Consider the following 22,094-nt stretch of genomic DNA (forward strand, 5'->3'; position numbering starts at 1 on the left):
CAAGCAAACCTCGGTTTGCAATCCACTTCGGCGAGCTCGCGTCTTTTCTTTGGTGCTGCCTATCTGAGCTCCTCCTGTACGTGCTGTCACGCTTTCCCGCTTAGACGCGGCAGCGGCTGGTCATTTCGTAGAGCAAGATCCGTTGAGCCGAAGGCGAATAAGCGAAAGTGGTGGGGGCTGACAGGCGAAGCCTGTGGGCCCACAACACACATCTTGCCGTCTCGTTGTAGGCGATTTAATGCGATTCAAAATCCAACATCCATAAATTGCATTAACTCTCACTAAATCGCATATAGTCGCGTTAAATCGCCTAAACTTTCTCTAAGTTGCATATAATCGCATTAAATTTCATTAATTTTCGCTACCTCGTCATTACGCGTTTTCCTAGACTTAGATCCATGCTAAAACCAATAGGATCAACAGGAGGAAAGCGGATGCACAGAGATAGTCTAAAGCCTATCAAGAGAAGAGCTGGCCGTGCTGAGTTCTTCTCGGTCAGAAAAGAGTTAGAAACAAAAATACTGCTCGGCCACACTCTCACTATGCTCTACATCGAGTACGTTGATGGATTTAGTTTTGGATATGTGCAGTTCACGCGGTATATATCTCGCTACTGCAAGAAATCGCGCTCATTTATCATGACAGGTTCGCACGGGGTAAAAAAATAATGTGGAAAAAAAGCCTATTAATATCGATTTCCATCTTCCTTTTCACAGGGCAGAATGCCTGGGCCATTTACTGCGCAAACTGCTCTACTTTTTATCAGCAAATGTTCGAATACGCCGAAGCAGTCAATACGGCCCTGAACACGGCAGAGCAGCTTTCGACGCAAGTCCAGCAATACAACAACATGGTCACGCAAGGCGTTTCGTTGCCGAACAGCATGTTTGGTAGGATTACCCAAGACATGCAGCGCGTGGCCAGTATCTACAACCGGGCTCAGTCATTGGGTCGCAACGTGGCGAATCTAGACTCGCAATTCAACACGCAGTATCCCGGCTATGAGACGTATCTGCAGAAGTTCATCCAATCGAGCGGCAAGGCAACGGACGTGATGCCGGATCGCTATGAAAAATGGTCAGCGCAAGGGTTCGATAACGCCAAGACGGCGATGCAAGCTGCGGGCATGAACATCAGCACGTTTGAGACAGAAGATGCGCACCTTGAACAACTGGTGAACCGTTCGCAGTCATCGGTCGGTCGCATGCAGGCGATCCAAGCCGGGAACGAGATTGCAGCTTCAAACGTGCAGCAGCTCCAAAAACTGCGTGACTTGGTAGCGACCCAAATAACCCTGCAAGGCAACTACATTGCTCAAGAAACCGAGCGCCAAGCAACAAATAATGCGGCTGTTGAACAATTCCAATCACGCCCAAACACTCGCGGCCCGTCTCAGGGATTCTAAACATAATGATTCAAAAATGGTTTCTGGCTGTACTGATCACTGTGTCGGGAATTAGTGGCGCGGCCTTGAATAACTTTGTTTCTGCCGGGAGTGACTGCGCAACAGTTGCTGAAACAATTAAACAGTCTGATGCGGTCACTCGAAAATTCCAAGAGCGCCCGAATACTCGCGGCCCATCTCAAGGATTCTAAACATGAGACGCACAACTATTTTCACAGTGGTTCTAGCATCACTGTTGCTGCCCTTTGGAAACGCAATGGCTGCGGGTCTTGATTTGGCGCAAAGCAACACGTCAATGACAGGACCTTTAGTGTTAATACAAAATGCCTCTAATGACTGGGGGCCTCGTCTTCATGGCTATGCCGTAACTGTATTTTGGAGTTTGGCCCTTATCCAATTTATATGGACGTTTGTCCCATTGGTGTTCAAGCAGGCGGATTTCAGCGAGCTAATCGGCGAGTTGATCCGCTTCCTTATGATCATCGGATTTTTCAATATCCTGCTTGATCATTCAACGGAGTGGGCAGGGACCATTATTGATAGCTTCAGGCAAGCAGGTGCACACGCAGCGAGCTTGCCAACTTCTGAGCTAATGCCAGGTGACATGTTTGCCATGGCGGTCGAGTTTTCGCGGTCGATTCTGAGCGGCATAAGCATCTTTAACGGGTCACTAAATATCGTTGTTGCGCTCGCCGCCCTCATTGTTTTACTGTCTTTTTCCTTTATTGCGGCATTCGTCTTTGTGACTTTGGTTGAGGCTTATGTTGTTATTAATGCCTCTGTTTTGTTTATGGCCTTTGGCGCATCCCAATGGACGCGGGAATACACGCTGGCCGTTATTCGCTACACCGTTTCTGTGGGTGCTAAGTTATTCATAATGACGCTGATAGTTGGCCTGATTTTGTCTGTAGCTGAGAAGTGGCAAGCTGCTTATACCAATGATGAGGCTTCTCTGATGACTTTGGTTGGATTGTCGTTGATCTGCGCTTACCTAACCAAAACCATCCCTGATCTGATAGCGGGCATGATTAACGGCTCGTCTATGGGTGGCGGCAGCTCTCTCGGTGGTATGGCTGCGGCTGGTGCGGCCGGTGCAGCCGCCGCAGTGGCCACTATTGCGACCGCAGGCGCAGCAGCTCCGGCAGCCGCAGGGGCACTCGGCGCTGCCGGAAGTGGTGCTAGTGCTGCTAGTGCGGCATCCGGTAGTGGTGGCCTTGCCGCGTCGATCAATTCCAGCTTTGCTGGTGGTAGTAGTGCGGCCGGTGCGGGTGGTGGTGCAGTCAGCACTGGTGCGGGTAGCGCGGGCGTCGGTTCTGGCACTGGCGGTAGTTCTGTCGCTAAATCGGCTGGTGCCAAGGTCGGGGGGAGCGCCTCTGGTGGCCCTAGCGGTAGCGGCCCAGTTCCGCAGTCAAGCCAAGGCCTACAGCAAGCCGCCAAACAGGCCGGGAAAGCGGCGCAACGCAACGTGGACGATCCCAAGGGCGAGGCCGCCGCGCTCCCACAAGGGGTTCAAGGCGGCGGTCGTTCGCAATCAACCTCGCAAGCGTCCCAACAACACACTAGCGACGCGCAGGAGGGTCACGGCGGCATTAGCGGACATCAGGTGGCCAACGCGCTAACGAGAGGCGCTGGCATCCTTTCTGCTATCTCCGTGCCCGGCATGGAAGGCGCGGCAAGCATGAGTGGCGGGTTTGGTGGTGATCAAAGCCAGGTCGATAGTGGTTCTGGTAGCGGTAGTGATAACAGCATTGAAGAAAGCGAGACGTCTAACATCATTCGCCCGACTCAAGAGCCAGCGGCAGTGCCTACTCAATCCCAAAACGACACGAATAAACCGGAGCTTCCCTAATGATCGAATTTATCCTTTTTTGTGTGTTTGCCACTGCTTACGCCTTTGGTATGCAGCTCCTCGGCCGCTGGCTACGCTCGCGTGGCCATGGTGCAAAACTGGAAGCTGTCGGGAAGCATTACTATGCGTTGCAGTCCCGGATCAGCCCGCTGGCCCTGCCTGTGGCTGTTGGTCTATTAGGCGCGGCTCAATCCTACAACCGGTTGCCTCTATTCGGGAGTAAACGACAAGCTGCGCAGCTCGATCAGGTGCGTGCTGATATGTCGAACAACAGAAAGTAGACTCAACTCTGACCCAGTTAAAACCAAGCCCTGCTCATGTGGGGCTTTTTTTACAGCCACCAAAAAGGAGGGCCGCGAGCGGATTCCGTCTATTACACACCGGGATTCCATGTGAGGCCGCTCATAGCACGACAAACCAAGAAGGCCACATACTCGTACCCCGCCACTAAAAAGCGTCTGAAATGCACGACGTAGGCCTGACACGAGGTTATTTTGCCTGCGACGTGGGGTTGATGGGGTTCCGCCCTTCCCTTTTGGTGTCTGACTCTTTTGACTTTGGTTGGTGGGTAATAGACGGGACCTGCTCTTTCTCAAAAGCAAAGAAGGTTTGAGCCTGCACTGTGGGTTGAGGATCGAGCTGCGACGGCTACACCGTCGCTTCTAAACAAAGCTTTGAGCGCAGCGAACTCATTTTGTGCGGGAGGGGGAGCCGCCGCGAAGCGGTGGGGGAACCCCGCAGGGGTGCCCCGTTCTTGCACTGCGATCTTGATTTTTTTTGGATTGGGTTATCCACAAGCGGATCGGGTTTTAAGAGCTTTAATGGTTTTAAAGAGTTTTAGAGAAAAAATTGCCGCTTTTCTCTTTATTTTCAATGAATTACATAAATCAACGATTCCTAATCGACGGGATCCAGTTCCTAATAGACGGGTTTCGGTTCCTAATAGACGAGTTTCGGTTCCTAATAGACGGGATATCCACAGGATGGGTGCCGATTCGGCTCTGTCCTTTAACTGTCCGCCAATCAAGCAGCAAAAATGCCCGATTTCCGGGCCTCATGAGGTATTTACTTCCGTCTATTAGGAACCGGTAACAGGCTCCAGCAGCTCATCTGGTACATCTTTATGCCTCATAACCAACAAGGGGCCTTTCTGACCTGCTTCTTCCTGTAGCGTGTACTCGGGCAGTTCGTTGGCTTTGATAATTTTGCGTAGCGTGAAACAGAATTTATTGAACGGTCCAGCGCTACCGCTATGCTCGTAGATGGTCTTGAACGCCCACTTAGCATCGGTCTTGCCAGCAGCTCGGCGAGCGAGACGGTACACAAAGCGGCCAAGGCCAGACTCAATCAAAAAATAGTCACGATGGACCGTCAGAACGTCAGGCTTGGCCCCCGAAGTGACTTCCCTATAAATCCAATCCGGGGCCGTGATTTCAACGCTGCTCACTTTGCCGGTGTCGGTGCGTGATACAACCCTGTACAGCCCTATCAATCCTTCGGATTCAACCTCGCGGACGTTGCGCTTGCCGTTCCGCGACGGGATTTCTCTAACGCTCTTAATTATCGTCCCTTGTAGACGATCTAATGCGGCCTCAATGTCATCAGTTTGTCTTCCGCCATCACCACGGCGGCAGAATTTGGCAATATCACTGGTATGAGGCGCGAACTTGCGACCGGGCATTTGCCCACGGCCAGCCTTAAACAGATTCATGGACTCAGTGAGATGGGAAACCATCATTAACACTATGTCGTAATCCCATACAGAAGCCATTCCATAACGCCCAGCTGTGACCTCTACGTAGCCGGACGGCAAGTCGTAGCGGATCATCTCGCAAGCCCGCTTGTCACGTTTGGACAGGCGGTATACGGCAACGTCCATCAAGCTGCGGTTGTCTTTTGTTGCTACGTCGTATAAACCCGGCACGAAAAAATCAGGCTGACGGTCGCTTTCTGGCGGGCAGCGCATGACGGTTTTAGCTAGAACTGGAGGCTTTGGCGGTGTCACTCCGTACTGGGGCGGCCGCACCGCTTCATGTTCGGCGCGTAGCCGTTCCTCTGTGTCCCGAATCGACTCGCCCGGAAGTGCTGCGGCCTCCAGCGTCTTGCGATACACAGCGTGTGTTTCTTCGAGCCGTGACAGCAAGTTACCAATTGGCTGTGGCCCATTATTCATGCTGGTCATGTAACCGACCCAGCACAGGCGATTCATTCTCGAACGACGCCCGTAAATCGATAGCCATAATTCAAGCCCCCATTCCGGGGCGGTGGGCTTGGGTGCCTGACGATTTGCGTACTTCAATCCATTCTTCGATCTCGGCCAAATCCCACGCGACATTTCGGCTGGTTAACGCAATACGGCGCGGGAACTCACCCCGCTGTTCCATGTTGTAGATCGTGCGCTCAGCCAGCGGGATCATCGCGTGCAATTTCTTACGGTTGATGAGTGTCTTGCTCTTTGGCTTGATCTCCATGGGGTCACTTTCCTTCAAAGTCGTCAGATGCTTGACAATGCCCTCGATCGCCAGAAACAGGACGCAAAAAAGTTAGAATTTGGTTGTCATTCAGCGTTACCATCAGACGATGAAAAAAAACGAAAAAGCGTCCAGCACCTACGATCCGCTTCTGCAAATGCTGGTTAGAGAAAGCGATACATCGTCTGATCGAATCCGGTCAAAGTTGAGCAATCATTACGATTGGGGCTTCTGCGAACTGTGCTGGCGGTCAACCGAATATGCGATCAGCATGGCGGCGCCAAAGGTGTTCAAGCGTCTGGAGCGCGGAAATGTCAAAGCAGTGCCGCTAACAAACTCTATGCGTGTAGATGCTCAGAAAAAAACCGCTAACTTGGTCACTCGCTACGAACGGGCACTGGGGGGGGAGTTCGGCAAATACGAAGCCTCTCGTATGCTGGGGAGATACTGCGACTGGCAGGAATTACGTGGAGACTTTTCGGTAGAAGCATTCCGTGACTACGTCGAGCGTCGGATGCTCGTTTCTACCTGGGCGTGCCAGGGCGAGTTGATGTGGCCTTCGGCTTTACCGAGCCATCCCGAAGGCGCATCGAGACCGAGCAAACTTTACTGTGAGGCTCACAACCCACGGCGTAGCGATGAAGCTCGGCGCGCTTATCAGCGCGACCGGAGGTATGCACTGGAGTATGAGGATTTAATCGCAAAAATCTGGTCCCAAGGAGCTGCTGTTTTCCCGAGGTGGGATATAGAGACATGGGCTGAGGTCAGGAAAACGGCCTATAGCCAGCTCCAGATACTCAAGTCACCAACAAGCTCGGTGGATGACTTGCTGAATCAAGGCATTACCAACCAGGCTGAAATTGCCCGCCAACTTGGCGTATCACGCCAAGCAGTATCTGCGGCCATCAGACGACGAGCTCGAAAGCAGTCATCATCATAAGATCGAAAATGTTAACTTCACTCTTTGCCGACGTTGCTTCGACGTGGCCGACTAAGTGTCCACTCGTCAATCATATCCGCCCAATCCTGCAACATCGCCCGACGCTGATCGCGGTATTCAGCCTTGTTGTAAACGGCCCTTACGCCCTTCTGCTCATGCGCAAGGCACTTCTCAATCCAATCTGAATTGTAACCAGCCTCATGCAGCAGCGTGCTCGCTGTGCGCCTCAAATCATGCGGTCCGAACTTGCTCAGCGGCTGCCCTTCTTTTTGCGCAAGCCGGTAAGTCAGCGTCAACACCTGATTGATCGTCGCGGTGCTCATCGGCAAATCAGAATCGTACCGGGAGGGAAAGACGTAGTCTGAACCGCCAGCAAACGTCTTCAATGCAATGAAGAAATCCAAAGCCTGCTGAGATAAGAACACCAAATGAGGATTGCGGCGCTTCATCCGCTCTTTCGGAATGGTCCACAGGGCTTCGCTGAAATTGATCTCGTTCCAGGTAGCGTTGGTCAACTCACTTTTGCGGACCATGGTCAGCAACAACAGCTTAGCGGCCACCCTCACGGAGGAGGCGGTACCGATGCGGTCCAGGTACTGATACATCAACGCGATTTCGTCAGGTCCTAAAGCGCGGTCACGTGGCTCGAATTTAGCGATGCTTGCAGGACGTACCAGATCAGCCGGATTCTCGACCTTCTGACCGCGTTCAATCGCCCATCGGAACACCTGCATCACAATCTCGCGGGAGTGCACGGCCGTGGCTGGAGCTCCTCGCTCCACGATTGCATCAGTCAGCGTTCGCAGATCCTCATGATTGACTTCCACCAGTTTCTGATTACCGAAGTGCGGCTTTAGCTCGCGCTCGTAAACAGATCGGCGCATGTCACGGGTCGAGTCAGCCATCTGATACCCACGCAGCCATTTCTCAGCCCACGCATCAAACGTCTCTGCCCCTTTGGTGCGTGCCTTGGCACGGGCTTTCTCTTTGGCAGGTGACTTACCCGCCGAAACCATCTTTTTAGCCTCTCCCAGGCGCTCTCTGGCTTCAGCAAGTGTGATGCCACCCACACCATAGCGACCGAAAGTGATGGTCTCCTGACGGCCGTTGATGGAGTAGTTGTAGCGAAATGAGATGGAACCGGCAGCAGTGACGGCCACGTACAGTCCGTCGCGGTCGTTCACTTTGTAAAGTTTTTCTTTCGGTTTGAGGTTACGCAGCTTGGTATCGGTCAACATGGCAGTTATGGATTCCATGGAAAAAATACCATGCTCAGAAAATCACTCATGCACCACGTTAAAACCCAATGAAACCGGGCTAATGATGAGATTTGATACCATGCCCTTCCCTAACAAGGCGACATGGTATCGAGCGCTAAGCATGGCATTTGGCTCAGTCAATGCCCCGTACCATGCCACATAAACACGGTGCTTGGCGATGCACAAAGCTGCCAGAATTTGCCAGACCCAAAAAGCCAAAAGCCCGCAATTACGCGGGCTCTAGGGCATTTCTTGCTAGTGGATGCCCGGCAATGCCGGACGTCCCATCATTCCCACTCAATCGTCGCCGGCGGCTTGCTCGACACGTCATAAGTAACGCGCGAAATACCTTCGATCTCATTGATGATACGGCCGCTGACAGTTTCCAGCAGCTCATACGGCAGGTGCGCCCAACGCGCGGTCATGAAGTCGATGGTTTCCACCGCACGCAGGGCCACAACCCAGGCGTAACGACGGCCATCGCCTACAACGCCAACCGATTTCACCGGCTGGAACACCACGAAGGCTTGGCTGACTTTGTGGTACCAGTCGGCTTTGCGCAGTTCTTCGATGAAGATGTGGTCGGCGCGACGCAGCAGGTCGGCGTATTCCTTCTTCACTTCACCCAGGATACGCACGCCCAGGCCCGGGCCTGGGAATGGGTGGCGGTAGACCATGTCGTACGGCAGGCCGAGTTCCAGGCCCAGACGGCGGACTTCGTCCTTGAACAGTTCACGCAGCGGTTCTACCAGCTTGAGGTTCATTTCCTCAGGCAGGCCACCCACGTTGTGGTGGGACTTGATCACGTGGGCCTTGCCGCTCTTGGCGCCGGCCGACTCGATCACGTCGGGGTAGATGGTGCCCTGGGCGAGGTACTTGATGTTGTCCAGGTGTTTGGCCTGGGCATCGAATACGTCGATGAAGGTGCGGCCGATGATCTTGCGCTTCTTCTCTGGGTCGGACTCGCCGGCCAGGTTGTTCAAGAACTGATCTTCAGCGTTGGCGCGGATCACCTTGACGCCCATGTTCTCGGCGAACATGGCCATCACTTGCTCGCCTTCGTGCAGGCGCAGCAGGCCGTTGTCGACGAAGACGCAGGTCAGTTGGTCGCCGATGGCTTTGTGCAGCAGCGCGGCAACCACGGAGGAGTCAACGCCGCCGGACAGGCCGAGCAGCACGTTGTCGGTGCCGACTTGGGCACGCACGTTGGCGATGGCGTCTTCAGCGATTTTCGACGGGGTCCACAGCGCTTCGCACTGGCAGATGTCGAGGATGAAGCGCGACAGGATGCGCCCGCCTTGCTTGGTGTGGGTCACTTCCGGGTGGAACTGCACGCCGTAGTAGCCGCGCTCGTCGTTGAACATGCCGGCGATCGGGCAGCTCGGGGTGCTGGCCAGAATGTGGAAGTCTTCCGGCATCTTGGTGACCTTGTCACCGTGGCTCATCCACACGTCGAGGCCGAACAGGCCGTCGGCGTCGATGTGGTCTTCGATGCCATCCAGCAGGCGGCTCTTGCCGACCACGTCGACACGGGCGTAACCGAATTCACGCAGTTCGGAACCTTCAACCTTGCCGCCCAGTTGCTCGGCCATGGTCTGCATGCCGTAGCAGATACCGAAGACGGGCACGCCCAGGTCAAACACGGCTTGCGGGCAGCGCGGGCTGTTGGCTTCGTGCACGGACTCAGGGCCACCGGCGAGGATGACGCCTTTAGGTGCGAATTCGCGGATCGCTTCGTCATCCATGTCGAACGGATGCAGTTCGCAGTACACGCCGATTTCACGCACGCGGCGGGCGATCAGCTGGGTGTACTGGGAACCGAAGTCGAGGATCAGGATGCGGTGGGCGTGAATGTCGAGGGCCATGAAGTCAGTCTCGTCTAATGAATCAGAAACAACTCGGGGCTGAATAAAACAGCCCCGGTTACTTAACGTTTTGCTGGAAGCCTCAACCTACGCGGTAGTTTGGCGCTTCCTTGGTGATCTGCACGTCGTGGACATGGGACTCAGCCATGCCAGCGCCGGTGATCCGCACGAACTCTGGCTTGGTGCGCATTTCTTCGATGTTGGCGCTGCCGGTGTAACCCATCGAGGAACGCAGGCCGCCCATCAGTTGATGGATGATCGCGCTGAGGGTGCCTTTGTACGGCACACGGCCTTCGATGCCTTCCGGTACGAGCTTCTCGGCGCCTGCCGAGGAGTCCTGGAAGTAACGATCGGAGGAACCTTGCGCCTGGGACATGGCGCCCAGCGAACCCATGCCACGGTAAGCCTTGTACGAACGGCCCTGGAACAGTTCGATCTCGCCCGGCGCTTCTTCAGTACCGGCGAACATCGAGCCCATCATCACGCAGGAAGCACCGGCTACGATGGCCTTGGACAGGTCACCGGAGAAACGGATGCCGCCGTCGGCGATCAACGGTACGCCCGTGCCTTCAAGGGCAGCGGCGACGTTGGCGATGGCGCTGATTTGCGGCACGCCCACACCGGCGACGATGCGCGTGGTGCAGATCGAGCCAGGGCCGATACCGACCTTGACCGCATCGGCGCCGGCTTCGGCCAGGGCCTTGGCGGCTGCGCCGGTGGCAATGTTGCCGCCGATCACCTGGACGTCAGGGAAGTTCTGTTTGACCCAGCGAACGCGCTCGATCACGCCTTTGGAGTGACCGTGGGCGGTGTCGACCACTACCACGTCAACACCGGCAGCAACCAAGGCCGCCACGCGGTCACCGGTGTCTTTACCGGTACCCACAGCGGCGCCAACGCGCAGACGACCTTGGTCATCCTTGCTGGCCAACGGGTAGGCCTTGGCTTTTTCGATGTCGTTGACGGTCATCATGCCTTTGAGGGCGAATTTGTCGTCGACGATCAGCACGCGTTCGATGCGGTGCTTGTGCAGCAACTCACGAGCGTCGTCCTTGTCAGCACCTTCGCGGACAGTGACGAGGCGCTCTTTAGGCGTCATCACTTCGCGGACGGTGACTTCAAGACGGTTCTCGAAACGCACGTCACGGGAAGTGACGATGCCGACCAAGTCGCCATCGTGCAGTACCGGAACGCCGGAGATATTGTGCAGGCTGGTCAGTTCGAACAGGTCACGCACGGTGGCGTCGGCTTCGATGGTGATTGGATCTTTCACCACACCGGCTTCGTAACGCTTGACCTTGCGCACTTCGGCAGCTTGCTGCTCGATGGTCATGTTCTTGTGGATGATGCCGATGCCGCCTTCCTGAGCCATGGCAATTGCCAAACGGGCTTCGGTGACGGTGTCCATGGCAGCAGAAACCAGGGGAATATTCAGCTCGATGCCACGGGTTAGGCGGGTCTTGAGACTGACTTCGTTAGGAAGCACCTCGGAATAACCGGGCACTAGGAGAATGTCGTCGAATGTCAGAGCTTCTTGGCTGATACGCAGCATCGCGGGGGCTCCCGAGCGGGAAAATGGAAGCGCGCCATTATATACATGCACCCTGTCAGGCTCAATGTAAAACTCTGACAAACTTGGTAATACTGATAGAAGGGTAATCTGATCGTCCCCACGCGCAGCAAAGGAACGCCTCCTTGGACGCTCCGCGTCCGGGGTCAGCGTAAGGTTAGAACCCTGCGCAATGGTGACGCACAGCGTCACGGGATGCATTCCCACGCAGGAGCGCGGGAACGATCAGAATCAGTACGAGCGCGACGATCGGGTTAAAGCTCGACTTTGACCCAACTCATCTTCTGGTCCAGCCAGTCGGCGAATTCATCGATAAAGCTCTGCTTGAAGCCCGCCTCCGCCCAGTTGTTGAAGATGAACCCCAGGTTGGAAAACCCGCATTCCTGCAGAAATAGAAACCCGTTGATGTCATCTTCATGCCCACACAGCGGGCAGGTGAAGTTGTCGGTGTGGCCGGGCATCCAGTCTTCCAGGCTTTCGAACAACGCCTCGCCGACCTCTTTAAGGCATTCCGGGCAGCCGGCTTCTTCGAGAAAGCCTTTGGCCGGCGTGTAGATGCAGCGCTTGTAGATGATCTCCAGGCCATTGATCGGCTCGTTGAACGGCAGCGCTTCGGGGTGCAGCACCACCGCGCGGGCGCCATCGGCCAGGGCGTAGGCCATGCGGTTGCCGGTGCGCCCGCACGTGGTCAGCTCTTCCTTGATGATGTTCTTGCGCACCAGCCAACGCACGATCGCCCGGGCGCGGGGTTCGTGGACGGGCAAGGTGGAGATTTTCGGGACAAGGATGCTTTGGGAGTTCATGAGGCCTGGGAGTCCTGCGGTGTGGCTTCTGGCCTCATCGCGGGCAAGCCCGGCTCCCACATTGGAATGCGATCAACTGTGGGAGCCGGGCTTGCCCGCGATGAGGCCCTAGAGCCCGGCAGCTTAATCCCTGACACCCACAGGTCAAGTACTCAAGTAACGGGCGATCAACGCAATACCGCTGGCCAACACCAACCACGTCACCAACCGCAGAAAGGCTTCACGCGTCATGCGCATCGTCAGCCTGCGCCCGCACCACAGCCCCAAGGCCATCGCCGGTAACAGGCACAGCGCCAACATCAACAGCGGCAAATCAGCGTACACCCCGGCAATCAGGAACAAGCTCAAGCGCACCACCGTGCTGCAACTGATCAACGCGCTTTGCGTGGCCCGCGCCGCGTCCTTGGGCAAACGACTGTTCAGGTAGATCGCATATAAAAAGCCGCCACTGCCAAACAACGCACCAAACAACCCGCCCACGGTGCCCATGGGAATCGACCAGCGGGCCGCCAGCTGCGTCGGCCGGGCTTTCACCGCCAGGCTGTAAATCGCATAGGCGCTGATAAACAGCCCCATCAATAGCAGCAACAGGTCCGAATGCAGGTTGAGCAAGAAGATCACACCGAGTGTGCAACCGATTGCCATGCACGGCAGCAATCGCAGCAGCTCCGGCGTGTTCACGTCCCGCCGTGATTGCAGCAGGTTGCCAAAGGCCGCGACGAAATCCAGCAGCACCAGCAGCGGGATGATTTTCGACAACGGCATAAACACAATCAGGATCGGCCCGGCGACCAGCGCCGTACCAAAGCCTGCGATACCGAACACGATATAGGCGACGACAATGCCGACGCCGATCACCAGCCAATCAACGCCGCCAAACGACCACTGGCTCATCAGCTCAACCGGGTTCATGGGCACTTCCTTGAAAGAGTTAGCCCCCACTTTAGCCATCGTCGAGTGTTGCGACTAATATCTTCAAAGCCCTCCACCTATCTCGAAAAGGCATGACGCGTGATCTCCACCCGCCAACTGCGCTACTTCGTCGAAATCGCCGACAGTGGCAGCTTCAGCGCCGCCGCCGAACGTCTGTTTGTGGCGCAATCGGCCCTGAGCCGACAGATCAAAGAGCTGGAAACCCAGCTGCAAACCCCGCTGTTCGAACGCACCGCGCGCCAACCACGGCTGACGGCGGCTGGTGAAGCCTTCTACCCACGGGCGCGCAACCTGTTGGGCGAGTTGCTCAAGGCCAGCGAAATGGCCACACAGGTGGGCAACGGTCAGTTGGGCACGCTGCGCCTGAGCCATTCGAGCACCGTGCCGATGAGCGGCCCCTTGCTGCAAGGCATCAGCAACTGGCTGAAGCGTTGCCCTGGCGTGTCGATGGACATCGTCCAACTTTCCTCCGAAGCGCAGTTGGAGGAAATCGCCGACGGCCGCCTCGAAGTCGGGCTGTTGCGCCTGCCGGTGTTGCGCCAGCGCGAAGGCGTGCGAGTGGTGCCTTTATACAGCGAACAACTGTTGCTGGCGGTGCCGCCTGATCACGCGCTGGCGCGCAGCACTGCGCCGGTGGCATTGGCGCAACTCAAGGACGAAGCATTTATCTCGATCCCCCATCCCCAACGCGGCGGCCTGAGTTATCTGTCAGCCGAGTTGTGCATGCGCGCAGGATTTTTCCCCAAGGCGGCACGGGTGATGTCGCGCAAAACCACGCAGTTGCAACTGATCCAGGCCGGCTTCGGTATTGCCTTGTTACCAAAATCCATGCAGGACATCGCCCCCGCCAACCTGCACTTTTTACCCCTGGCCGACCCGGACAGCCTCAGCACCGTGGCCCTGGCCTGCGCGCAGACGCCGAGCGCGCTGGTCGAGCAATTCTGCCAAACCTTGCACGAATGCCTATAAACTGCCGCCCATGATTAAAGATCCTTTTGCCCGTCTGGGCCTGGACCGCGAAGTCCTGACTGTCAGCCAGCTCAACGGCCGCGCGCGGGTGTTGCTGGAAGACGTGTTCACCAATATCTGGGTCGAAGGCGAGATCTCCAACCTCGCCCGCCCGGCCTCCGGCCACGTGTATTTCACCCTCAAGGACAGCGGCGCCCAGGTACGTTGCGCGTTGTTTCGCAACAATGCCGCCAGGGTGCGCCAGGCGTTGAAAGATGGCCTGGCGGTGAAGGTGCGCGGCAAGGTCTCGCTGTTCGAGGGCCGGGGCGACTACCAGTTGATCCTCGACACCGTGGAGCCTGCCGGTGATGGCGCGCTGCGCCTGGCCTTCGATGCCTTGAAGGAAAAGCTCAGCGCTGAAGGCCTGTTCAGTGCCGAACGCAAGGTGCCGCTGCCGGCGCACCCGCAGAAGATCGGCATTATCAGTTCGCCTACCGGTGCGGTGATCCGCGACATCATCAGCGTGTTCCGCCGCCGTGCGCCGCAGGTGCAATTGACGTTGATCCCCACCGCCGTGCAAGGCCGCGAAGCGATCCCGCAGATTGTGCGCGCACTGAAACTGGCCGACGCGCGCGGCTTCGACGCGTTGATCCTGGCCCGTGGCGGCGGCTCGTTAGAAGACCTGTGGTGCTTCAACGAAGAAGCCGTGGCCCGCGCGGTGGATGCTTGCGTTACGCCCATCGTCAGCGCCGTCGGCCATGAGACCGATGTGTCGATCACGGACTTTGTGGCAGACGTGCGCGCACCGACGCCCTCGGCCGCCGCGGAATTGCTCGCGCCGGACGCCAGCAATCTGGTGCGCCAGGTCGAAAGCCTGCATCGCCGTTTAGTCCTGTTGATGCGCAATCGGTTGAGCCACGACCGTCTGCGCCTGGAAGGCATGGCCCGCCGCCTGCGCCACCCTGGCGAACGGCTGCGCCAGCAGGCCCAGCGCCTGGATGACCTGGACATGCGCATGCGCCGCGCCTTCGAGCGCAGCCTCAATACCCGCCGCGAACGCCTGATTCGCCTGGAAACCCGCCTCGCCGGCCAACACCCGGGCCGCCAACTGGCCCTGCTGCGCCAACGCCTGGACAGCCTCGCCGAACGCCTGCCGCGTGCCATGCGCGAAGGTCTCAAGGCGCGGCGCCTGCAACTGCAAAGCCAGGTGCAGACGCTGCAAGTGGTCAGCCCACTGGCGACCCTCGGCCGTGGCTACAGCATTTTGCTGGACGACCGCGGCCAGGCGATTCGCAATGCCGCGCAAACCCACACCGGCCAGCGCCTGACCGCGCGCCTCGGTGAAGGCCAATTGCAGGTGCGGGTGGAAGACAACCACCTGACACCCGTCACCCTTTCGTTATTGGATTGATTGATGCCTCGTCTATTTAGCCTGCTGATGCTGTTGTGCCTCACCGTCAATGCCCACGCCGACAGCTACATCACTCGGTTGCTGAACAAGCCGGTGCCCGGTGGCGTTGCAGTGGTCGACCTGGGTGCTTCGGCAACGGCGCCGAAAGCGACCTACCAGAACCGACCGGTATTGGTGGTCAAGGAACAGAACAACTGGCTGGCGATCGTCGGGATTCCGCTTGCGGTTAAACCCGGCACCCAACGCATCGCCAGTGGCGGGCAAAACCTGCCGTTTGTGGTGGGCTTCAAGAAGTACCCCGAGCAGCACATCACGTTGAAGAACAAAAGCCAGGTGAACCCAGACCCGGCGCAGCTCAAACGCATCGAGGGCGAGTTGGCCGTGCAGCTCAAGGCTTACCGCAGTTTCAGCCCGAACACGCCAAGCAACTTGCTGCTGGATAAACCCGTCAATGGGCCGCTGTCGAGCAAGTTTGGTGTGCGCCGGTTCTTTAACGGCGAGGAGCGCAACCCGCATTCGGGCCTGGACTTCGCTGTCGGCGCCGGCACGCCGATCAAAACCCCGGCGGGAGGTAAAGTGATCCTGACCGGCAACTACTTCTTCAACGGCAACACCGTGTTCGTCGACCACGGCCAGGGCTTTATCAGCATGTTCTGCCACATGTCGAAGATCGACGTGAAGGTGGGCGATCAACTGGCACGCGGTGCGGTGGTGGGCAAGGTCGGCTCGACAGGCCGTGCGACCGGGCCGCACATGCACTGGAACATCAGCCTCAACGATGCACGAGTGGACCCAGCGATTTTTATCGGCGCCTTCCAGCCCTGAGATGATCGGTGGGGCCGCAAGCTTCATCGCGGGCAAGCCCGCTCCCACAGTTGAATGCATTCCAATGTGGGAGCGGGCTTGCCCGCGATAGCGTGAGCCTGTCACCGCAATTGCGCGCCTCGTTTAGCCTGCGCAAATAAAAATGTCATTAGCCACTAATACAGCTACAAAATCTCGCCCAATCGCTCAAAGCAAGAACTTCTCTCAATTTTTAGCGACTGCTTGCCATCTTTCACCCCTGCGGTTAGGGTTGAGCTTATGAAAACCTCTCACACCCTCATTCAGCTCCGCCAGCACCGCAGCCTGTGCCTCGTCAGCGCACGACTGCCAGGCTGAATCGATCTGCCTCGTCCCACGCTTCATCCCCAAAAATAGTTACACGGCAGGCCGCCTTTTCTCGGCCCCTACAACAAAGGATTTCCCGATGAGCATGCTCAAAGACCCGTCTTCGAAGTACCGCGCGTTCCCGACCATCGATATCCCGGACCGCACCTGGCCGTCGAAAACCATCACCGAAGCGCCGATCTGGTGCAGCTCCGACCTGCGTGATGGCAACCAGTCGCTGATCGAGCCGATGGACGCCGCGAAAAAACTGCGTTTCTGGAAGACCCTGGTTGCGGTGGGCGTGAAGGAAATCGAAGCCTCCTTCCCGGCCGCTTCGCAAACCGACTTCGACTTCGTGCGCACCTTGATCGAAGACAATCACATCCCCGAGGACACCACCATCCAGGTGCTGACCCAGGGCCGTGAAGACTTGATCGCCCGTACCTTCGAATCCCTGCGCGGCGCCAAGAAAGCCATCGTGCATTTGTACAACGCCACCTCGCCGTCGTTCCGCCGCATTGTGTTCAACCAGGACAAGGACGGCATCAAGGCCATCGCCGTCAACGCGGCCAAGCTGTTCGTCAAATACGCCGCCCAGCAGCCGGAAACCCAGTGGACCTTCGAATATTCCCCGGAGACCTTCAGCGCCACTGAACTGGAGTTCGCCAAGGAAGTGTGTGACGCGGTGATCGAGGTGTGGAACCCAACACCTGAGCACAAGATGATCCTCAACTTGCCAGCCACCGTTGAATGCGCCACACCGAACATCTATGCCGACCAGATCGAGTGGTTCGGTCGCCATATCAACCGCCGTGACAGCGTAATCATCAGCCTGCACACCCACAACGACCGTGGCACTGGCGTGGCCGCCACCGAGCTGGGCCTGATGGCCGGCGCCGACCGTGTCGAAGGCTGCCTGTTCGGCAACGGCGAGCGCACCGGTAACGTCGACCTGGTCACTGTGGCACTGAACATGTACACCCAGGGCCTCGACCCGCAGCTGGACTTTTCCGACATCGACGGCGTGCGCAAAGTCGTCGAGGAGTGCAACCAGATCCAGGTGCACCCACGTCACCCGTACGTCGGCGACTTGGTGCACACCGCGTTCTCCGGTTCCCACCAGGACGCGATCCGCAAAGGTTTCACCCAGCAGAAAGCCGACGCACTGTGGGAAGTACCGTATTTGCCGATCGACCCGGCCGACATTGGCCGCAGCTACGAGGCGGTGATTCGTGTGAATAGCCAGTCGGGCAAAGGCGGCATCGCCTACCTGCTGGAGCAGGAATACGACATCAGCTTGCCGCGTCGCATGCAGATCGAGTTCAGCCAAGTGGTGCAGGCTGAAACCGACCGCGTGGGTCTTGAGATGACCGCACCGCAGATCTACGCTTTGCTGCAGCGTGAATACCTGCAAGCCAACACCCCGTATGCGCTGGTCAGCCATCGCCTGCAGGAAGAGAACGGCAACAGCTTTGTCGAGGTGGAAGTCTCGGGCAAGGGCCAGGGCGAAACCAACCTGCACTGGAAAGGCAAAGGCAACGGCGCCCTGGAAGCGCTGGTGGCTGGCCTGCCGATTGGCGTGGAGATCATGGACTACAACGAACATGCCATCGGTGCAGGCACCAACGCCAAGGCGGCGGCCTACATTGAACTGCGTGTGAACGGCGAGCGCCCAGTGCATGGCGTGGGCATTGATGAAAACATCACCACAGCGAGCTTCAAGGCGCTGTTCAGTGCGCTGAACCGTTCGTTGAGTCAGCAGGAAGCGAAAGCGGCGTAAGCCAGTACGCTGAAATGCAAAAGGCCCCTGGGTGAGAACTCAGGGGCCTTTTTTGTTGGGTTGCAGATTTGTGTGGTTTGTAAGGGCCTCATCGCGGCATCTACATAACCGCCAGTGGACACAAAATCTGAAGCAACCGAGCTTTTGTGGCGAGCGGGCTTGCCCGCGATAGCGGTGTATCAGACAAACTGAAACCTATCGGCATCCAGGTTCGCCGGAAACTTGGTGCGATACGCCGCCAGCTCGGCCGCTTCCAGGCATACCTGAAACACCCCATCCGCCTCCCCCGCACTCAACAAGGTCTCACCCTGGAAATCCAGCACTTGACTGTCTCCGGTGTAGGCAAAGCCTTTGCCATCGGTACCCACCCGGTTCACCGCCGCCACGTAGCACAGATTTTCGATGGCTCGTGCTGGCAATAACCGGTTCCAGTGCTGGCGCCGTGCACCCGGCCAGTTGGCGGTGTACAGCAGCAAGTCCGTGTCCTGCGCATCACGGCTCCACACCGGGAAGCGCAGGTCGTAGCAAATCAACGGCCGAATACGCCAGCCCTTCAACTCGAACTGCACCTGACGCTCGCCCGGCGTGTAGTGGTCGTGCTCGCCGGCCATACGGAACAGGTGGCGCTTGTCGTAATGCAGCACCTCGCCATCCGGCCGCGCCCAGAGCAGGCGGTTGCGGTGGCTGCCGTCGGCGGCTTGGATGATCACGCTGCCGGTGATCACCGCGTTGTATTTGGCCGCCTGGGCCAGGAGCCACTCATGGGTGGGGCCATTTTCGCGCTCGGCGAGCGTGGCCGACTCCATCGAGAAGCCGGTGGTGAACATTTCCGGCAATACGATCAGGTCGGCGCCTTGGGCTTGTTCCAGCAGCAACTCGAAATGCTCGAAGTTGGCCTGACGGTCATGCCACACCAGGCTGGTCTGGACCAGGGCGATATTCAGGTCGGGTAATGCACTCAGATCACGCATAGTTTCTCAGCTGCTTGTTGCAGCGTTTCCTCGCGTTTGGCAAAGCACAGGCGCACCAGGCGCTGGCCTTGGGGTGGGTGCTGGTAGAACACCGAGACCGGAATCGTCGCCACGCCGTGCTCGCGGGTCATCCACAGTGACATGGCGACGTCATCCAGGTCCGGGCGAATCTGTGAGTAATCCACCAGTTGAAAGTAAGTACCGGTCACCCGGGTAAAGCTGAAACGCGACGGCGCCAGCAGGTCGCAGAACAGGTCGCGCTTGGCCTGGTAGAAGGCCGGCAGTTCTTCGACGTGTTCCGGGTGTTCGGCCATGAAGTCCGCCAAAGCGTACTGCAAAGGGGTCACGCCGCAGAAGTTGACATATTGATGCACCTTGCGCAGTTCAGCGGTCAGAGCGGCGGGCGCGACCACGTAGCCGGTTTTCCAGCCGGTGACGTGATAGGTCTTGCCGAAGGAGCTGACCACGAACGCACGCTGATACAGCTCTTCGTGGGCCAGCACGCTGACATGGGGTACGCCATCGAACACCAAGTGTTCGTAGACTTCATCGCTGACCAGATAGATATCGCGGTCGCGGATCAGTTCGGCCAACTGGTCCAGTTCGGCGCGACTGATCAGTGCGCCGGTCGGGTTGTGCGGGGTGTTGAGGATGATCATGCGTGTGCGCGGTGACAACGCGGCCTTGATTTTTTCGAAGTCCAAGGCGAAGCCTTGCAGGCTCAGTTGTACATGCACGCAGCGGCCACCGGCCAGTTCGACCGAGGGCTCATAGCTGTCGTAGCTGGGGTCGAACACGATGACTTCATCGCCGTTGCGAATCACCGCTTGAATCGCGCAGAAAATCGCGGCGGTGGCGCCGGGAGTGATGGTCACTTCGCTGTCGGGGTTGACTGTCGCGCCATAGCTACGGGCGATCTTGGCGGCCACTTGCTGACGCAGGGCCGGCAGGCCGGTCATCGGTGAATACTGGTTATGCCCGCTGGCGACGTGCTTACCGACCGCATCGAGTAATGCTTTAGGGCCATTGAAATCGGGAAAGCCCTGGGACAGGTTGAGTGCGCCGGTCTCGGCAGCGAGTTGCGACATGGTGGTGAAAATGGTCGTGCCGACATTCGGCAGCTTGCTGGTGATCATCGGAGGCCCCTGCAGGTGAGCCTCAAGTTTTAAGCTGCCGGCTGCGTGGGGTCAAGGCACAAACCATCGCGCACAAAAAAGGGCTCCAAAGGAGCCCTCTCTTGCAGCGTGCAGCTTACGACCTGAAGCGGCGTTTATTTCTTGTCGCGGCGCTTCTTGTCGGCCTTCTTGTGGTGAGTCATCAAACGACGCTTCTTGTTCACCTGACGGTCAGTCAAGGTGTTCTTGTTGCCTTCGTATGGGTTCTCGCCACCTTTGAACTCGATACGGATCGGCGTACCGACCAGTTTCAAGACACGGCGGTAGGTGTTTTCCAGGTAACGCACATAGGATTTCGGCACCTTCTCGATCTGGTTACCGTGAATCACGATAATCGGCGGGTTGGCACCACCCAAGTGGGCGTAACGCAGTTTGATGCGGCGGTTGTTAACCATCGGCGGCGCGTGCTCGCCAACTGCGTCTTCCAGGATCTGGGTCAGACGGTTGGTCGGCCAGCGGGTAACTGCGGACTTGAACGAGTTTTGTACGGAGGCGTAGAGGTTACCCACGCCGGTGCCGTGCAGTGCCGAGATAAAGTGAATATCGGCGAACTCAACAAAGAACAGGCGGCGCTGCAGCTCGATCTTGACGAAATCGCGCTCGCTCGGCGTCATGCCGTCCCACTTGTTGATCGCGATGACCAAGGCGCGACCGGCTTCCAGGGCAAAGCCCAGCAAGTTGAGGTCGTGGTCTACCACGCCTTCGCGGGCGTCCATCACGAAGATCACCACGTTGGCGTCTTTGATCGCTTGCAGGGTTTTGACCACCGAGAACTTTTCAACTTCCTCGTGGATCTTGCCGCGCTTGCGCACACCGGCGGTGTCGATCAGCGTGTACTTCTCGTCGTTACGCTCGAACGGGATGTAGATGCTGTCGCGGGTGGTGCCGGGTTCGTCATACACGATTACCCGGTCTTCGCCGAGCATGCGGTTAACCAGCGTCGACTTGCCGACGTTAGGGCGGCCGATGATCGCGATCTTGATACCGTCTTTTTCGCTCGGGCCAGGAATGCGCTTGGCTTCCTCACCTTCGGCGACGATCTCCTCGCTGCCCTCTTCTTCCTCGGCGTCATCCTTAGGGAAGTCGCGCAGGGCGATTTCCAGCATCTGGGTGATGCCGCGACCGTGAGCACCGGCGACCGGAATCGCGTCGCCCAGGCCCATCGGGCTGAATTCGGCACGGGCGGCCTCAGGATCGATGTTGTCGATCTTGTTGGCGACCAGATAGGAACGCTTGTTGCGCTTGCGCAGGTGCTCGCCAATCATTTGGTCGGCAGCGGTGTAGCCCGCGCGGGCGTCCACCAGGAACAACACGACATCGGCTTCTTCGATAGCGAGCAGCGACTGCTCGGCCATCTTTTCGTCCATGCCATGCTCGTCACCGGAGATACCACCGGTGTCGACAATAATGTAGGAGCGCCCTTGCCACTTTGCCTCACCGTATTGGCGATCACGGGTCAGACCGGACAAGTCGCCGACGATGGCGTCGCGAGTCCTGGTCAGGCGGTTGAACAAGGTGGACTTGCCGACGTTAGGTCGGCCCACCAGGGCGATTACGGGAACCAT

At 57.6% G+C, this 22,094-nt stretch carries 18 protein-coding genes; 8 read left to right on the forward strand and 10 right to left on the reverse strand.

Annotated features, from left to right (window positions below):
• The first annotated feature begins 667 nt into the window (after nucleotides 1–667).
• The 3 genes from trbJ to KZH41_RS25615 all read left to right on the forward strand — a co-directional run bounded on the left by trbJ (nucleotide 668) and on the right by KZH41_RS25615 (nucleotide 3,535).
• Entirely contained in the window at nucleotides 668–1,405 is a 738-nt protein-coding gene (gene trbJ / locus KZH41_RS25605) for a P-type conjugative transfer protein TrbJ (protein WP_263273944.1), read from the forward strand.
• Between the two features lie 193 nt (nucleotides 1,406–1,598).
• Entirely contained in the window at nucleotides 1,599–3,254 is a 1,656-nt protein-coding gene (gene trbL / locus KZH41_RS25610) for a P-type conjugative transfer protein TrbL (protein WP_263273945.1), read from the forward strand.
• Nucleotides 3,254–3,535: a hypothetical protein gene (locus KZH41_RS25615; protein WP_122763837.1), complete on the forward strand. Its 282-nt coding sequence runs from the start codon at nucleotides 3,254–3,256 to the stop codon at nucleotides 3,533–3,535. Before trbL ends, KZH41_RS25615 begins: the two co-directional genes overlap by 1 nt.
• 797 nt (nucleotides 3,536–4,332) lie before the next feature.
• Here the strand turns inward: KZH41_RS25615 and KZH41_RS25620 are convergent.
• Both KZH41_RS25620 and KZH41_RS25625 read right to left on the reverse strand, forming a co-directional pair.
• Complete coding sequence (locus tag KZH41_RS25620) at nucleotides 4,333–5,436, reverse strand: replication initiator protein A (RefSeq protein ID WP_263273946.1); 1,104 nt, start codon at nucleotides 5,434–5,436, stop codon at nucleotides 4,333–4,335.
• A 61-nt stretch (nucleotides 5,437–5,497) separates the two neighbouring features.
• Nucleotides 5,498–5,725 (reverse strand): helix-turn-helix transcriptional regulator, encoded by a 228-nt coding sequence (locus KZH41_RS25625; RefSeq protein WP_122552950.1) that lies wholly within the window; start codon nucleotides 5,723–5,725, stop codon nucleotides 5,498–5,500.
• 79 nt (nucleotides 5,726–5,804) lie between these two features.
• On the opposite strand from KZH41_RS25625, the gene KZH41_RS25630 reads away from it, so the two are divergent.
• Nucleotides 5,805–6,665 (forward strand): hypothetical protein, encoded by an 861-nt coding sequence (locus KZH41_RS25630; RefSeq protein WP_263273947.1) that lies wholly within the window; start codon nucleotides 5,805–5,807, stop codon nucleotides 6,663–6,665.
• A 17-nt stretch (nucleotides 6,666–6,682) separates the two neighbouring features.
• Here KZH41_RS25630 and KZH41_RS25635 read toward each other — a convergent pair whose 3' ends face one another.
• The 5 genes from KZH41_RS25635 to KZH41_RS25655 form a co-directional block, all read right to left on the reverse strand.
• Complete coding sequence (locus KZH41_RS25635) at nucleotides 6,683–7,903, reverse strand: tyrosine-type recombinase/integrase (RefSeq protein WP_263273948.1); 1,221 nt, start codon at nucleotides 7,901–7,903, stop codon at nucleotides 6,683–6,685.
• Between the two features lie 308 nt (nucleotides 7,904–8,211).
• Complete coding sequence (guaA, locus tag KZH41_RS25640) at nucleotides 8,212–9,789, reverse strand: glutamine-hydrolyzing GMP synthase (RefSeq protein WP_094949445.1); 1,578 nt, start codon at nucleotides 9,787–9,789, stop codon at nucleotides 8,212–8,214.
• A gap of 82 nt (nucleotides 9,790–9,871) precedes the next feature.
• Nucleotides 9,872–11,341: an IMP dehydrogenase gene (gene guaB, locus KZH41_RS25645; RefSeq protein ID WP_242152385.1), complete on the reverse strand. Its 1,470-nt coding sequence runs from the start codon at nucleotides 11,339–11,341 to the stop codon at nucleotides 9,872–9,874.
• A gap of 272 nt (nucleotides 11,342–11,613) precedes the next feature.
• Complete coding sequence (locus KZH41_RS25650; RefSeq protein WP_015885727.1) at nucleotides 11,614–12,162, reverse strand: hypothetical protein; 549 nt, start codon at nucleotides 12,160–12,162, stop codon at nucleotides 11,614–11,616.
• A 144-nt stretch (nucleotides 12,163–12,306) separates the two neighbouring features.
• Complete coding sequence (locus tag KZH41_RS25655; RefSeq protein ID WP_263273949.1) at nucleotides 12,307–13,074, reverse strand: sulfite exporter TauE/SafE family protein; 768 nt, start codon at nucleotides 13,072–13,074, stop codon at nucleotides 12,307–12,309.
• 99 nt (nucleotides 13,075–13,173) lie between these two features.
• Here KZH41_RS25655 and KZH41_RS25660 point away from each other — a divergent pair, with 99 nt between their 5' ends.
• The 4 genes from KZH41_RS25660 (at nucleotide 13,174) to leuA (ending at nucleotide 18,383) form a co-directional block, all read left to right on the forward strand.
• On the forward strand, nucleotides 13,174–14,064 hold the full coding sequence (locus tag KZH41_RS25660) for a LysR family transcriptional regulator (protein ID WP_242152390.1): 891 nt from the start codon (nucleotides 13,174–13,176) through the stop codon (nucleotides 14,062–14,064).
• Nucleotides 14,065–14,074: 10 nt separating this feature from the next.
• On the forward strand, nucleotides 14,075–15,454 hold the full coding sequence (xseA, locus tag KZH41_RS25665; RefSeq protein ID WP_094949441.1) for an exodeoxyribonuclease VII large subunit: 1,380 nt from the start codon (nucleotides 14,075–14,077) through the stop codon (nucleotides 15,452–15,454).
• Nucleotides 15,455–15,457: 3 nt separating this feature from the next.
• Nucleotides 15,458–16,279, forward strand: a complete 822-nt coding sequence (locus KZH41_RS25670) for a peptidoglycan DD-metalloendopeptidase family protein (protein WP_094949440.1) — start codon at nucleotides 15,458–15,460, stop codon at nucleotides 16,277–16,279.
• Between the two features lie 424 nt (nucleotides 16,280–16,703).
• The gene (leuA, locus tag KZH41_RS25675) at nucleotides 16,704–18,383 is read left to right on the forward strand and encodes a 2-isopropylmalate synthase (RefSeq protein ID WP_083356880.1); all 1,680 of its coding nucleotides are present in this window, start codon (nucleotides 16,704–16,706) and stop codon (nucleotides 18,381–18,383) included.
• A gap of 179 nt (nucleotides 18,384–18,562) precedes the next feature.
• Here leuA and KZH41_RS25680 read toward each other — a convergent pair whose 3' ends face one another.
• The 3 genes from KZH41_RS25680 to der form a co-directional block, all read right to left on the reverse strand.
• Complete coding sequence (locus KZH41_RS25680) at nucleotides 18,563–19,354, reverse strand: amidohydrolase (protein WP_094949438.1); 792 nt, start codon at nucleotides 19,352–19,354, stop codon at nucleotides 18,563–18,565.
• The gene (locus tag KZH41_RS25685; protein WP_263273950.1) at nucleotides 19,342–20,490 is read right to left on the reverse strand and encodes a pyridoxal phosphate-dependent aminotransferase; all 1,149 of its coding nucleotides are present in this window, start codon (nucleotides 20,488–20,490) and stop codon (nucleotides 19,342–19,344) included. The genes KZH41_RS25680 and KZH41_RS25685 overlap by 13 nt, the downstream gene beginning before the upstream one ends.
• Before the next feature lie 134 nt (nucleotides 20,491–20,624).
• A complete protein-coding gene (gene der, locus KZH41_RS25690; RefSeq protein ID WP_094949436.1) occupies nucleotides 20,625–22,094 on the reverse strand; it encodes a ribosome biogenesis GTPase Der in 1,470 nt (489 codons plus the stop codon).

The sequence above is a fragment of the Pseudomonas sp. YeP6b genome (assembly GCF_025642995.1).
Classification (GTDB): Bacteria; Pseudomonadota; Gammaproteobacteria; order Pseudomonadales; family Pseudomonadaceae; genus Aquipseudomonas.